Here is a 15439-nt window from a genome sequence, read left to right on the forward strand (position 1 = left end):
ACTGGAGAGTCAAGTACAGCAATGAACTGTGAGGTCAGGGGGTGGAAAGTGCAATGGAACACCCAATCACAATCTCGTTGGTTCTGGGATAGGTATCGAGTAGAGCCAGAAAAGCCTGAGCATTGAAGCTACGCGGATCCTGACGGCTGCCTGATCGGTCTACGGTTTTGTGAAAGGTGATTCTATCATTGGGCACGCCGGTTTTTGCCACTAGCCAAGCCAGCGACTGATATTGGGCATTCGTGTAGCCGCTGTGGCTGCTGTTGTTGTTGTCACCGTCGGCTGGGGTTTCCAGCGAAATGTGGTAGGCGAAATTATTGACTGAAGCAGGAAAATCTGGATTGGTCTGGACACTTTCTGCACCGTTGGCCCCAATAAATACCGAGTTGCCTGCTCCAAAGGCACGTTTGTCGGGTGGTACAAGATAGTAAACGGTCCCATCCAAGCCAATCAGCGTGTGATAACTTACCTGATCTTCATCGCGGGGATGAGGCGTCTGAAAGTAATTGATTGCGCTGCGGGCAGATCCCACGGTTTCATGCAAAACAATAATTGGCGCGTGGTCGGCTAAGCGGCCATTCAAATCTTTGATGTAGCGATCGCCAAAATTGGTGAGATCGGCCAAGGCCACTTCTTCTCTCGGCGTATAGGCTGGGCGATTGACTGGGCGTGGCCCTGCGGCGATTGGCGTGGCTGGGTTGATTTGACGAAAGCGCGACAGCGGCACCTGGACGGGTCTGGCAGGAGATACCGGTGGCTTGACAGGATTGCGTTCTGGCTGAATCGCACAGCCCAGCGGAATCCCCAAACCGGCAGAATTCGGTGCAGTCGGTGCAGATAGTGCAGGAGGCAGCAGATTTTCAGTTCTGGATAGCTCAGGGCGTCCAGGCTGGATGGTTGCAGCCAGAACGACAAAGCAAACCGATAAAAAAATGACAATCGATGAGAACTTTAGTTTCATGCTCACTCACGCCAAACTGCGAGTGATTATAACAGTGTTTTTAACCTTTGTTTTTAACCTTTGTTTTTAGCTTTTGTTTTTAGCTTTTGCAGGCCATTGCCACTCGACGCAGCGATTCACCCAATTAAATTCAGAGTATAAGCATCTGGCCTGCTGCAAAATGGCTGTGTGCTCTGAGGCGTTTAGAAAATGAGTTTGCACTCAAGATAGGGCCTGTAGGTCAGCCTAGAAATAGTGAATTGTTTAATTAAGCTAATTGAATCTCAATTTAATGTATTAAATACAACTTTAATTAACTTATCCCAAGTTAGACCCAAAAAACAGAATCTTAAGCATAATCACCTTACATCAAACTAACAAAATCAGACTCTTATGTAAAGCTACTTAAAAATTGAAAAATCATGTTTTCTATGATGCACAAACGGGCACGCTGAACTTATGTATTACATAGATGTGTGCCTATTTCGTGTCGCTTCTCAGACAGCATGGAGAACATCATGGTCACAGGTTTTCAAGATCACTCAATTCCTCAGTTAATCGAACGTCAGGTAGAAAAATCTCCTAATGCAACAGCAGTAATTTTTCAACAGGATCAGCTGACTTATAGGGAACTGAATGAGAAAGCCAATCAACTAGCCCACTACCTCAAAGAGCTAGGCGTTCAGCCTGAGACGTTAGTTGGAATCTGTGTTGAACGATCATTGACTATGTTCATCGGTCTCTTAGGGATTCTTAAAGCAGGCGGGGCATACATCCCGCTTGACCCTAACTATCCCCAAGACCGCTTAGAATTCATGCTGGAAGATTCTCAGCTTCCTGTTCTTATCACTCAGAAGCAACTTCTCAGCCAATTGCCGACGCTTGAAAAAGTTCAAGTTGTTTGCATCGACACAGATTGGCCCATCATCAGCCAGTTCAGTAAAGAAAATCTTACCAGTGGCGTGGCCCCCGACAACCTGGCCTACACCATCTACACATCAGGTTCCACCGGTAAGCCCAAAGGTGTGCAAATCACTCACCGTTCTGTGGTCAATCTATTGCATTCAATGCAGCGTGAACCAGGATTAACACACGAAGATACGCTGCTGGCGATCACCACCATCTCCTTTGACATGGCGGTTCCCGATCTCTATCTGCCGTTAGTAACAGGTGCTCGAATTCGCCTAATTCCTCAGAACGTGTCATCCGATGCTGCCCAACTGGCTGAACTTTTGTCTGAGCCGGATATCACTTTTGTGCAAGCAACACCGGCCACTTGGCAACTGGTCTTGGCAGCAGGTTGGCAAGGCAATAACCGCCTCAAGATGCTATGCGGCGGAGAAGCTCTGCCGCGCTCATTAGCGAATCAACTGCTGGCCAAAGGTGGTTCTCTGTGGCATATGTACGGACCAACAGAAACAACAGTTTGGTCGATGATTCATCCAGTGGAACCAGGTGCTGATTCCATTCCACTCGGTCGGCCAATCGCCAATACTCAGATCTACTTACTAGAAAGCCCTGCTCGCCGCAAAGATGACCCTCTCAAACTGGTGCCAATTGGTGCGCCAGGAGAGGTTTACATTGGTGGAGATGGAGTAGCACGAGGTTATCTGAATCGCCCTGATTTAAATCATGAAAGATTTATTACTGACCCGTTTAGTTCTGAGCCAGGGGCACGTCTCTACAAAACTGGGGATCTAGCTCGCTATCGCCCTGATGGCAACATTGAGTTTATTGGTCGGATTGATCATCAAGTCAAGATTCGTGGTTTTCGGGTCGAGTTGGGAGATATTGAAGCGGCTCTCAGTCAAAATCCCCTTGTCAGAGAGGCCACGGTGATTGCCAGAGAAGATGGATCAGGAAGCAAGCGGTTGATTGCCTACGTAGTTCCTCAGGAGAATGATATCGAGGCAACACAACCTTTGTCTGAACTGAGCAACCAACAGATTCAACAGTGGCAAACTCTGTGGAATACCATCTACAGCCGATCATCTACGACTCAGGATTGGACCCGCAACACCATCGGTTGGAACAATAGCTATACAGGGCTACCCTTATCTGAAGCGGAAATGCATGAATGGATTAGCAACACGGTTGCTCGAATCCTAGATCTAAAGCCCAATAAAGTATTGGAAATTGGCTGTGGGCTGGGGCTGTTATTATTTCAAATTGCACCTCACTGTTCTTACTACAAAGGCACAGATATTTCCACAACAGCAATTCAGTATCTTGAGCGGCAAATTGCGATGAGTCAGGATCGCTTATCTCATGTGAGTCTGTGTCAAAGAGCTGCGGATGTCGTTTCAGACTCAGAGATAGGAGAATTTGATACCGTTATTCTCAATTCTGTAGTTCAGTATTTTCCAAATATTCAGTACTTGGTGCGTGTTTTAGAAGCAGCAACAAACATTGTTCAGCCAAAAGGCCGCATTTTTGTTGGTGATGTTCGAAGCTTACCCTTGCTAGAAGCGTTTCATGCCTCGGTTCAGCTTTGTCAAGCCTCTCCTACTTTGAGCACAACCGAATTAGAGCAGCGCATCCGCAAACAAATTTCTCAAGATAAAGAATTGGTGATCGATCCGGCGTTCTTCGTAGATCTTAAACAGCATCTACCGCAAATTAATCATGTTCAAATTCAGTTGAAGCGAGGACATTACGCCAATGAGATGACCAAGTTCCGTTATGATGTGGTTCTTCACATCGATTCCGAAATTCGGCCTGCAGTTGAATCTCAAAACCTAGATTGGCAGAAGGATCAGTTAACATTGGAGTCTATCAAAGATCTTCTTCAAAATAACCACTTCAATTTACTCAAAATCACTCGTGTTCCTAATCAACGAATTATCTCTGCTCTGCAAATAATAGAGGCATTAGCGGACGTTAAACGGCCTAGAACAGTAGCAGAATTGATCTCACTACTGCAAACTGTAGACCAAGCTTGGGGAGTGGATCCTGAAGACTTCTGGAGCTTAAGTCAGTCCCTACCTTATGATGTCCAGATTGGCTGGTTTGATTCAAACAACAGCACTTACGATGTCGTTTTACAACATCGCAACGCCATAGAGGCTCAAAGGCCCTTGCTCGATCTTCTGCCTGCACCCGTGAAGCCAAAACCTTGGAATGCATACGCAAACAATCCTCTACAGGGCAATCAACATAATTTCGTGACTCAATTGCGAGCGTTTCTAAAGGCTAAACTGCCAGACTATATGGTTCCTTCTACGTTCGTAGTCATGGAGAATTTGCCCCTGACCCCCAACGGAAAGATTGATCGCCGCTCTCTGCCAGAACCGAAGAAAGAACGGCCCGCTTTAGCTGAACCCTATGTTTCGCCTGCGACTGTGTTGGAAAGACAACTGGCCGAAATCTGGTCTCAAATCCTGGGTATTGACCAAATTGGAATTTATGATAATTTCTTTGAACTGGGGGGACATTCTCTATTAGCGGCTCAGTTGATCGCTCGAATCGAACAAATTATTCAAATTGAGCTACCTCTGTTCTACCTCCTGCGAGAACCTACAATCATGGGTTTGATCAAAGGCATTCGCCTAATCCAAAATCTGGATGCGAGTACAGCAGCACAGGAAGAAATAAGGATTGATTTAGATGCCGATATAATTTTAGATGCGGCCATTCAGCCCAAGGCTCGATTGGTGCCGTTCAATCGAGAGCCAAAGCGGATTTTCTTAACCGGCGCAACTGGCTTTCTGGGAGCATTTCTGCTGCACGAACTTCTACAACAAACACAGGCAGACATCTACTGCTTGGTGCGAGCCTCTCATCTCGCAGAAGGACAGCAAAGACTTCAGAACAATTTGGCTCGCTATATGTTGAGCAGTGGTGAGCTAAACCCTAGAGTGATTCCGGTCTTGGGCGACTTGTCGCAGCCTTGCCTAGGATTAGCACAAGAGATGTTCCAAGCGTTATCGAATCAGCTAGATCGAATTTATCATGCTGGTGCATTCGTCAATCTGATTTATCCTTACACCGCACTACGGGCTGCCAACGTCTTAGGAACCCAAGAGGTATTGCGACTGGCCAGCCAGAGCCAAGCGATTCCTGTCCATTTCATCTCAACGCTTGATGTATTTCAATCCCCCGCTTACTTTGAGATGGATAGGATCAGAGAAGATCAGCCTCTAGAACACGGACAAGATCTCAATGTCGGTTACGCCCAAACTAAATGGGTTGCTGAGCATCTCGTTAGAGCGGCGCAACTGAGAGGTTTACCCGTTTCTATTTACAGACCTGGAATGTTAACTGGGCATAGCCAAACAGGTGCGGCTCAGATTAATGATTTGATGTGCAGATTGATTAAAGGCATGATTCAACTCAAGGCCGCACCGAATTTTGAACATTGGCTAAATTTGATTCCTGTTGATTTTGCCAGTCAAGCAATCGTTCATCTGTCTAGTCAATCTGAATCAGTTTCTAAGACATTTCACATTGTCAATTCCCAATCCTTACCATGGTCGCAACTAATTCGCCAAATCCGTGGCTGCGGTTACGAAATGGAGCTGTTATCCAACTACGAGTGGCAGGCTAGACTGCTCAAGCTAGATTGTTCCGAAGAAAATGTTTTAAGTCCGATGTTGTCACTCCTAACTGAACGAAATTCCAAAAGTCAACTAACCTACTTAGAAGCATTTCTACTGACGGCTCGCTCGTTTGACTGCCAAAACATGGTGGAAGGACTTGCTCAAACCTCTATTGTTTGTCCTACGGTTGATGCCAAGTTAATGAACATCTACTTTTCCTACTTCCAACGTGCGGGTTTCTTGCCACCTTCACTTGATACAGTTGCTTCTCAACAGGTAAATCAATCCGTCCAAGGCAGCTGTTACAAAGGTCCTAGCAATGCGAATTCAGGCCAGTCAAACCATTCGCTCGATTACTCTCGGTTCCCTACGATTTATGATCAGGAGTAAGTTGCAATGCTGAATTGGACGTTGAACCCAAGTTTAGCATCACTGCAATGTGAACGAGCATGGGTCGAAGTTGATCTAGAAGCATTGGCTGATAATGTCCAGCAACTCAAACGCCTGTTGTCACCGACGACCGAGTTGATGGCAATCATCAAGGCAGATGCCTATGGACATGGAGCGGTGACGGTTGCTCAGACAGCCTTGCACTATGGAGCAACTTGGTTGGGAGTCGCGACCCTTTCTGAGGGGGTCGAGTTGCGAGAGGCCGGAATTCAAGCACCGATTCTGTTGCTAGGGGCAACAAACACTCCTGCACAAGTTCGAGCCATTGCCCGTTGGCAGTTACAGCCAACTTTGTGCACTCCTCAGCAGGCCCTGATGTTTTCTAAAGCCTTGGAAACGATAGGTCAAAGCCTGCCGGTTCATCTCAATCTTGATACGGGCATGTCACGGTTGGGTACCCCCTGGCAGCAGGCTGTAGAACTCGTGCAGCTGATCAATTGCTTACCCCGCTTACAGCTTGCCAGCATCTACTCGCACTTAGCGACCGCAGACTCCCCGAATTCCAGCACCATGTATCTGCAACAGGCTCGCTACCAAGAAGTCATTACTCAGTTACAAAAGCTTAAGATTGCCCTACCCAAACTGCATTTAGCCAACTCTGCTGCCACTCTGTCTGATCCAGCTATGCATTATGATTTGGTGAGAGTGGGGCTGGCTATCTACGGTCTATATCCTGCTTCCCATTTGCAAGGTAAAGTCAATCTCAAACCTGTGCTTCAAGTTAAAGCACGGGTCACGCAGGTGAAAACGATTCAACCAGGTACAGGCGTCAGCTATGGCCACCAGTATATAGCTAATCGAGAAACTCGTTTGGCGGTGGTTGGGATTGGCTATGCCGATGGTGTACCACGTAGTCTCTCCAATCGGATGATGGTCTTAGTGCGAGGACAGCGAATTCCTCAGATTGGGGCAATCACTATGGATCAGCTGATGTTGGATGTCAGTAAAATTCCTGATCTGCGAGAGGGTGAGGTTGTTACCTTGATAGGACAGGATGGAGCAGAGCAAATTTCTGTCGATAATTGGGCAACCATGCTAGATACTATCGCTTGGGAAGTACTATGCGGTTTTAAGCATCGCCTACCGCGTGTACCTGTTAGCAATCCGCTGCGCTTGAGAACATCTCACAATCTGACATCGGTATAGTTGATAGTTGGGCAATTATGGGAACTCTTAAGCACAAAGATTCAGTAATACCCAGGAAATTCAAAGCCAGTTTAAATTTAATGCCCTCTTGGAAGCGGTGAAATCACTGATGAAAAACTCTATCCGTCATTCAATTGGCTCAAGGTTATTTTTCTATGTACTGAGCGGCGCTCTAGTAGGGCTAGGCAGTATGTCTTATTTCTTTTATCAGGCGCTCGAAAGCCGCGCAAAGAACGAAATTCAAGGTAATTTAAGTACGCAAGTTGAATCCATTGAAGCAGAACTTTCTAGAGTCGAGCAGTCATTAAACAACCTATCGGCAACCGTTAAAACATTAAGCCAACAAAAAATTAGTGAGCCGCAGATTTACAAAGCGTTAGTTTTTGATCTGCTGCAACAGGGTTCTCCCTTAACGACCGGGTTCGGCTTTGGACAAACCCCATTCAAGGTCGTGACAGAGAGACAATGGTATTGGCCCTACTTCTATTTAGATAAAAATACGCCCGGTCAGATAGGAACAAGATTGCCTCCTCCACATGAAGGTATTCGTTATGCAGAGCTAGCCCAAGAAGATGAATATTACAACCAAGAGTATTACACAAAAGTTTTAGCGGGTGGAAAAAACGTCTGGCTTGAGCCTTATCAATGGCACGGCATTACTATGACGACCTACACAGGCCCAATTTTTAATGACCGGCGTGAAGCCCTCGGCGTTGCTGGCCTAGATGTCAACGTTACCGCAATTGGGGAGGAGGTCAAGGCCCCTGTCACTTGGGGGGGAGGGTATTTTGTCATACTAAGTGAGCAAGGTAATTTGTTGGCCTATCCCCCCAATCCAGATAAAGCTAAAGCCCTAGCCACCTATTGGGATATCCCCCAGTTGAAAGATGTTTGGCAACAAATCGGCAAACATCAATCTGGAATGATTTTTACACCCGGTAAATACTGGGCCTATCAGCGCATTGAGGGAACCAACTGGCTGATGTTGGCGGCGGTACCCCAATCAGTTGTGTTGAGGCCGGTTTTGGCGATTACCGTCGGGGGAGCATTAGGAGCAGGTGCAGTTTTGGCACTGGTAGTCACCCTGTTTGTTCGACAGCTCAATCGGCGTCTAAAACCAATTTTGGAAGAGTGCAAACGCTTGGCTGCTGATAATGCTCAAAAAGCGTCTCGTTTTACTCAAGATGAGACAATAGCTTCTGATAATAATCAGCAGCAACTGTTTGACCAGCAGCCTGCGGACGAGCTCGAAGTTTTGGAACACTCGTTCCATCAAATGGCATCGCAGTTAAAAGCATCGTTTGAAGAATTAGAACTACGAGTTGAAGAGCGGACGGCTGAACTCAAACAGGCAAAAGAATTAGCCGATGCCGCCAACCGGGCAAAAAGCGAATTTTTGGCCAATATGAGCCACGAACTTCGTACTCCGCTGAATGGAATCTTGGGTTATGCTCAGATCCTGCAACGCTCACAAAGCTTGGCAAAACGGGAAAAACAAGGTATTGAGATTATCAGGCAATGTGGTCAGCATCTATTGACGTTGATCAACGATGTGTTGGATCTTTCCAAGATTGAGGCTCAAAAACTGGAATTACAGCCCATTGATTTCCATCTTCCTGCCTTCCTCCAAAATGTGGCGGAAATTTGCCGCATCAAAGCTGAACAAAAGGGATTGAACTTGATTTACCAACCTGACCTCCATTTGCCAGGCGGAATTAGAGCCGATGAAAAAAGATTACGGCAGGTCCTGATCAATTTGTTGGGGAATGCGGTCAAGTTTACTGATACAGGCAGTGTTACATTTCTAGTCAAGTGTCAAAAACTTGAGGGTAATAAAGATTGTCCTTCTATCTACAAAATTCGATTTCAAGTAGAGGATACAGGTGTAGGTATTGCTTCAGATCAATTGGATAGAATCTTTCTGCCGTTTGAGCAGACTGGAGATGCCAAGAAACAGGCTGAAGGAACCGGGCTGGGATTGGCAATCAGTCAAAAGATTGTTCAGCTAATGAATAGTACATTGAATGTTCAAAGTCAGCTTGGTCAAGGTAGTATCTTTTGGTTTGATGTAGAACTACTCGAAGCAAAAGAATGGGCTAAATCCTCCAGAATTTCCAACCAGGGTGTGATTGTAGGAATTCAAGATCAACAACCTAAAATTCTGATTGTTGATGATCTGTGGGAAAATCGTTCTGTTATTGTTAGCTTGTTGAAACCAATTGGATTTGAAGTGTTTGAAGCTTTCAATGGTCAGGAAGGACTGCAAAAGGCAAGTGAACTACGGCCGAATCTAATCATCACCGACTTGACGATGCCGGTCATGGATGGCTACGAGATGCTGAAGCAGATCCGCCAGCTACCTGAGTTGGCTCATATCCCTGTGATTGTTTCCTCGGCCAGCGTTTTTGAATCAGATAAGTATAAAAGTTTAGATGCTGGAGCCAATGAATTTCTACCGAAACCAGTGCAAATAGACAGTTTGTTGGAGGCTTTAGCAAAGCATCTTAAATTGACTTGGGTATATGCAGAACAAAGTGATGTAGTAGAGACGCAACAAACAACCGAACTTGAGAGCAAATCGGCTCAAATTATTCCACCGCCCCTTGAGGACTTGGTTTTACTGCATGATTTAAGTCGCAAAGGTTTGATCAAAGACCTGCTCAAGGAGGTAGAAAGGCTAGAAAACTTTGACCGCAAATTCATACCGTTTACTCAACAGCTTCGCCAATTTGCCAGAGAATTTCAGTTGAGGCAAATTCGCACTTTTGTAGAACATTATTTATCAACGAACTAGATTGTTTTTATTTAGCAGGTATTGCTCTGTTTCGGTTGACCTACTGCTCAAAGTGTCTAATGTTTCATAAAACAACGATGTTTAATTTAGAATCCCAAGCTATTTTGATTGTGGATGATAATCCCACAAACCTAGAAGTACTGTCCGAGACTTTACTCAGTGCTGGGCTTCAAGTTGCAGTAGCGGTTGATGGGGAGAGTGCACTAGAGCAACTCCAATATTATCACCCTGAGCTCATCCTGCTAGACATTATGATGCCTGGAATTGACGGATATGAAACCTGTCGTCGATTGAAACAAAATCCATTAACTTGGAACATTCCAGTAATTTTCATGACTGCCCTGACCGATACCGAAAATAAAGTGAAGGGATTATCGTTTGGAGCCGTTGACTACATTACAAAGCCATTTCACCAAGAAGAAGTACTGGCGCGGATTAGAGTGCATCTGCAGCTACGTGACTTTGCCAAAAGAATGGAATCTCAAAACCAATTGTTGAAGCAGGAAATTGAGCGGCGAGAACAGGCAGAAGCTGCTCTGCTGGAGCTAAATCAGCAGTTGGAACAGCAAGTAGAAGAACGAACCAAAGCGCTCTCATCTGCGTTAGAGGAACTACAGCAAACCCAGCTTCAGTTGATCCACAGTGAACGAATGTCTGCACTGGGGCAACTGGTGGCGGGAGTGGCTCACGAAATCAATAATCCAATTAATTTTATTTACGGTAACCTCACACCAGCGGCCGAATATACCCAAGCTTTATTGCATTTGGTCAACCTTTACCAGCTTTCTTCTCCTCCGACCTCAGAGATTGCAGAACAAATTGAGGTTATCGACCTGGAGTTTTTAAAGCAGGATTTACCTAAACTGCTGAACTCAATGAAGCTAGGAGTTGAACGCATTCGCCAAATCGTAACTTCTCTGCGATGCTTCTCTCGACTCGATGAATCTGAAATGAAAGCCGTTAATATTCACGAAGGGCTTGACAGCACATTGTTGATTTTGCAGAATCGCTTGAACTCGAAGGCCAATCGATCCACGATTCAGGTGATTAAGGACTACGGTAAATTGCCTGAAATCGAATGCTATGCTAGTCAACTTAATCAAGTCTTTATGAATTTAATAGCAAACTCAATTGATGCGCTGGAGGAGTTCAATCGCTCCCGCTCTTTCGAAGACATCGATGCAAATCCTGGGATGATTCAAATTCGCACCTGGCAATCAAATAGCGATTGGGCCATCATTTCAATTAAAGATAATGGGCCTGGAATTCCTGAAGACATTTGCGACAAAATCTTCTTACCATTCTTTACAACTAAAGCCATTGGGAAAGGCACAGGTTTGGGATTGTCAATCAGTCATCAGATTGTGGTGGAAAAACATGGCGGCAAGTTGAACTGTGCTTCGACAGCAGGACAGGGAACAGAATTTATCCTGGAAATTCCGATTCAACAATCAATACCGCAATCAGCTTAGAGGAATTTGTTCTACACCAGCACACCAGCGATCATCTCCTGACCAGTCTCTCAACCAAAGGGCAACCTGCGTGCAATATAACCGCCTAGTTCCAAGCATACTAAGCCCAGTAAGGTGCTCCCGATCCAATATAGTGCTGTAAGCTGCCAGTTGCCGATTGCAAGCAGCTTTTCTAGATCCAGAGTGTAAGTAGAGAACGTTGTATAGGATCCTAAAAAACCAACTGCTACAATCAAGCGTACATCGGGTGAAATGATGCGGCGATTGACAGCAAAATTGGTGAAAAATCCCATGAGCAACGCTCCGGAAAGATTTATCAAAAACGTAGCAAACGGAAAGACCGTGCCCAGCCATTGGTTCATAGTTGCTGAGAGAAAATAGCGGCTCAAGGCTCCTGCAATCGCACCTAAGCTGATGGCAATTGGAACTCGGAGATTGGAAGAACGTAAGATCGACTGCAACATCTGTCTGGCCTTGTCAAACCAACGCATATCGAACCAACGCATCTCACTGTCCTCCAGGATGGAATAGTTTTGCGATTAAAATCCCGATTTCGAGACAAACGCCGCCTAGAATTGAACTGCCCAACCAGTAAAAGAGCACTTTGATTCGATCTCGTCCTCGTAGCAGAATAGATGCATCCAGGGCATAAGTGGAAAAGGTTGTGTAGGAGCCGAGAAAGCCTGTTGTAATTAAGAGTTGCCATTCCTGTGAGGAGATGACCTGCTCAACTGCAAGCATGGCAAAAAAGCCCATGAGGAGTGAGCCAGAGAGATTAATGAAAAAGGTGCCATAGGGAAAGCTGACCCCAAGCCATTGGCTAAACACAACCGTGAGATAGTAGCGACTCAATGCACCGGGAATTGCTCCTAAACTCACTGCCATCGCTCCAGTCAAATTTTGGTCTAGCGGAATCAGCAGCCCTAAGCTTTTGAATGCTAAGAAAAGCGAACTAAAAACCATGTATTGCTCCTGAAGGTTATTGTTAAGGTTATCGTTTTGCTACTTTAGTTTGCCAACAATACCGAGTCCATCGTGTTTGTTCATCATTTGTTCATCAAGGGCCAAGCTTTATCATTCACAATCATTGGGTCAGCAATTGGAACCGGAGAAGTGGGTTGTGATCAGATGTTTGTGATTTAGATGAGGCTGTTGATACAAAAGGTTTTAATTATTAGCGGCAGAATCTGAGCTAACCTAGATTCTCAAACAGATTCTCAACCCAAGCAGAGAGACCCAGCACCAATGACAGAACTCGATCTAGTAATACGTCAAGGCACAGTGGTGACGGCTGCAGATGTGATGCAGTGTGATGTGGGCATCAAGGCAGGTCGGATTGTAGCGTTGGCTGCCAATTTACCCCAAGCCCCACAGGAAATTGACGCAACTGATCGATTGGTGCTGCCGGGTGGAGTCGATGCCCACTGTCATATGGATCAGCCTATGTCAGATGGAGTGGTGATGGCGGATGACTTTTATACCGGCACCCGTTCCGCTGTGGCAGGAGGTACAACCACCGTAATTCCGTTTGCTTGCCAGTTTAAGGGAGGCTCGCTCAAGGCTGCGGTAGAAGACTATCATCAGCGAGCAACAGGCAACGCGGTAGTTGATTATGCCTTTCACCTGATTGTGGCGGATCCTACTCCTACTGTACTGGATGAGGAACTGCCGGAGCTAATTCGCAGCGGCTACACATCGTTCAAAGTCTACATGACCTACGACGATTTGAAACTCAGCGACCGGCAACTCCTGGATGTACTGGCAGTGGCGCGGCAAGAAGGAGCCTTTGTCATGGTGCATGCCGAAAACAGTGACTGCATTGCCTGGATGGTGCAGCGCCTAGAAGCCCTTGGTAAAACCGCTCCCCGCTATCATGCCACAGCGCGACCAATGGTGGTTGAACGAGAAGCCACCCATCGAGCGATTGCGCTGGCTGAACTGGTTGATGTGCCGATTCTGATTGTGCATGTGTCGGGAGCAGAAGCCGTCGAGCAGATTCAGTGGGCACAGAACCGGGGACTACGCATTTATGCCGAAACTTGCCCTCAGTACCTGTTTCTCACCGAAGCGGATCTAGATCAGCCCAATTTTGAGGGAGCCAAGTGTATTTGCAGCCCGCCGCCTCGCGATAAAGCGAACCAGCAGGTGATTTGGGATGGGTTGTGCAATGGAGTCTTTCATGTGCTCTCTTCGGATCACGCTCCGTTCCGCTATGATGACCCGAAGGGTAAACAAATCTGTGGTACACACAGTTCGTTTCATGCAGTTCCCAACGGTATTCCCGGAATCGAAACGCGATTGCCGCTTTTGTTTTCAGAAGGTGTAAACAAAGGCCGAATTGACTTAAACACGTTTGTATCCTTAACGTCCACTAATCCAGCCAAACTATACGGTCTGTACCCTCGCAAAGGCACAATTGCAATCGGCGCTGATGCCGATCTGGTGATTTGGGATCCTCAGCGACAGGTGACAATTCATAATGCAATGCTGCACCACAATGTAGACTATACGCCCTACGAGGGTATGACCATCCAAGGCTATCCAGAAATTACCTTATCGCGGGGTGAAGTAGTTTACCGACAGGGAGAGGTGTTAGCGGCACGGGGTCGGGGTGCATTTCTACCCTGTGGTCTATCCAGCTTTGCGCGTCCCAAACTAACGCCATGACTCAGCTCTATCAACACTCGGCCTGTGAATTGGCCCAACAGATTCAACAGCGGCAGGTGCGGTCTATCGAAGCGGTTGCAGCTTGTTTTCAGCAAATCGAGCGCCATAATCACCAGTTAAAGGCTGTGATTACGCCCTGTCGAGAACAAGCCGAACTCGCCGCGAAACAAGCTGATGCCATGCTGGAGCGCGGGGAAACTGTAGGTGTGCTGCATGGGGTTCCCTTTACCGTCAAAGACCTGACGCCGACTGCCGGAGTCCGAACCAGCTTCGGTTCGCGGATCTATCAAGATTTCGTACCGCAGCAAGACGAGCTGTGTGTGGCCCGACTGCGAGCGGCTGGGGCTATTTTGATCGGCAAAACCAATACGCCTGAGTTTGGCATGGGTGCCCATTGCAGCAATTTCCTCTACGGGCCAACCGCCAACCCCTACGATCCTGAGCGCAGTTCGGGTGGCTCAAGCGGGGGAGCCGCTGTGGCCGTGGCAACCGGCATGGGCTATTTAGCCCAAGGGACCGATATCGGTGGCTCTTGCCGCACTCCGGCTAGTTTCTGTGGGGTCGTGGGACTACGCCCCGCAGCAGGACGAATTCCGCGCCGCCGTAAACCACTTTTGTGGGACTATCTCGATACTGACGGCATTTTGGTCCGCTCGGTTGAAGATGCCGCGTTGATGCTGTCGGTAATGGCAGGCGAAGATTGGCGCGATCCGGTTTCGATCGGCAGTTCAGACTGGCCTATGCCGTCATTTGCCTTGTTGCCCGAAGCCGTAGAGGAGCATCTAGGTTCACTGAGAATTGGGTTCAGCCCTGACTTAGGCGTTGCAATGGTGGATGCAGAGGTGGTGGCTGTGTTTCGGCAGGCCATGGAGCAGATTGGCTCACTCTGTCCCCAAATTCAGGAAACCCATCCCGATTGCACAACCGCTCAGTTTGCCTTTGAAACCATGCGGGCCGCTACATTACTGCACAAGCAGAAACACCACTACGAAAATTACCGCAACCTCCTGTCGGACAGCGTATGCTGGAATATCGAGCGCGGTATTGGCCTATCGGCAGCGGATCTACTGCAAGCCGAGGCGGATCGAGATCGGCTTTACCTCAACTTTCTGCGGTTTTTTCAGCAGCATGATGTTCTAATCACCGTTAGCGCCAGCGTTCCGCCTTATTTGCATAGCGAAACCGAGATTCTCACAATTAATGGTGTGGCCTTGCGGAATATTATTGACTACTTAACTATCACCTACACGATCTCTTTAACTGGTCTACCTGCTATTTCGATTCCCTGCGGTTGGACGACTTCAGGACTACCAATTGGAATACAGATCATCGGCCAGCCTCGTGGAGAAGCAGCCTTATTACAAACCGCCTACTGCCTGCAAGCAGCGCTGAATTTTCGCCATCGCTGGCCTGAGTTAAAGGATCGATAAAT

The 15439-nt window shown here is 47.0% G+C and carries 9 protein-coding genes; 6 read left to right on the plus strand and 3 right to left on the minus strand.

Translation table 11 applies throughout. The features are described 5' to 3' along the window. Positions 1 to 34: 34 nt before the first annotated feature. Positions 35 to 961, minus strand: coding sequence for a peptidoglycan recognition family protein (locus HJG54_RS30075; protein WP_316436790.1), 927 nt, complete (start codon positions 959 to 961; stop codon positions 35 to 37). 497 nt (positions 962 to 1458) lie between these two features. Between HJG54_RS30075 and HJG54_RS30080 the strand changes: the two genes are divergently transcribed. The 4 genes from HJG54_RS30080 (at position 1459) to HJG54_RS30095 (ending at position 11340) form a co-directional block, all read left to right on the plus strand. Further along, positions 1459 to 5868 carry an amino acid adenylation domain-containing protein gene (locus HJG54_RS30080; protein ID WP_316436792.1) on the plus strand — a complete coding sequence of 1470 codons (4410 nt, stop codon included), beginning with the start codon at positions 1459 to 1461 and terminating at the stop codon, positions 5866 to 5868. Between the two features lie 6 nt (positions 5869 to 5874). Next, a complete protein-coding gene (alr, locus tag HJG54_RS30085; RefSeq protein ID WP_316436793.1) occupies positions 5875 to 7074 on the plus strand; it encodes an alanine racemase in 1200 nt (399 codons plus the stop codon). Between the two features lie 109 nt (positions 7075 to 7183). Then, positions 7184 to 9868: a hybrid sensor histidine kinase/response regulator gene (locus HJG54_RS30090; protein WP_316436795.1), complete on the plus strand. Its 2685-nt coding sequence runs from the start codon at positions 7184 to 7186 to the stop codon at positions 9866 to 9868. Between the two features lie 77 nt (positions 9869 to 9945). Beyond that, positions 9946 to 11340, plus strand: a complete 1395-nt coding sequence (locus HJG54_RS30095; RefSeq protein WP_316436796.1) for a hybrid sensor histidine kinase/response regulator — start codon at positions 9946 to 9948, stop codon at positions 11338 to 11340. A 50-nt stretch (positions 11341 to 11390) separates the two neighbouring features. Here the strand turns inward: HJG54_RS30095 and crcB (HJG54_RS30100) are convergent, their stop codons facing one another. Then, positions 11391 to 11846 carry a fluoride efflux transporter CrcB gene (gene crcB, locus HJG54_RS30100; protein ID WP_316436797.1) on the minus strand — a complete coding sequence of 152 codons (456 nt, stop codon included), beginning with the start codon at positions 11844 to 11846 and terminating at the stop codon, positions 11391 to 11393. A gap of 1 nt (position 11847) precedes the next feature. After that, positions 11848 to 12303 (minus strand): fluoride efflux transporter CrcB, encoded by a 456-nt coding sequence (crcB, locus tag HJG54_RS30105; protein WP_316436798.1) that lies wholly within the window; start codon positions 12301 to 12303, stop codon positions 11848 to 11850. Between the two features lie 282 nt (positions 12304 to 12585). Between crcB (HJG54_RS30105) and hydA the strand changes: the two genes are divergently transcribed. Together hydA and HJG54_RS30115 are read left to right on the plus strand one after the other, a co-directional pair. Beyond that, positions 12586 to 14007 carry a dihydropyrimidinase gene (gene hydA, locus HJG54_RS30110; RefSeq protein WP_316436799.1) on the plus strand — a complete coding sequence of 474 codons (1422 nt, stop codon included), beginning with the start codon at positions 12586 to 12588 and terminating at the stop codon, positions 14005 to 14007. Next, positions 14004 to 15437 (plus strand): amidase, encoded by a 1434-nt coding sequence (locus HJG54_RS30115; protein ID WP_316436800.1) that lies wholly within the window; start codon positions 14004 to 14006, stop codon positions 15435 to 15437. The genes hydA and HJG54_RS30115 overlap by 4 nt, the downstream gene beginning before the upstream one ends. Positions 15438 to 15439: the final 2 nt, after the last annotated feature.

It is taken from the genome of Leptolyngbya sp. NK1-12 (assembly GCF_032598965.1).
Lineage (GTDB): Bacteria > Cyanobacteriota > Cyanobacteriia > Elainellales > Elainellaceae > Elainella.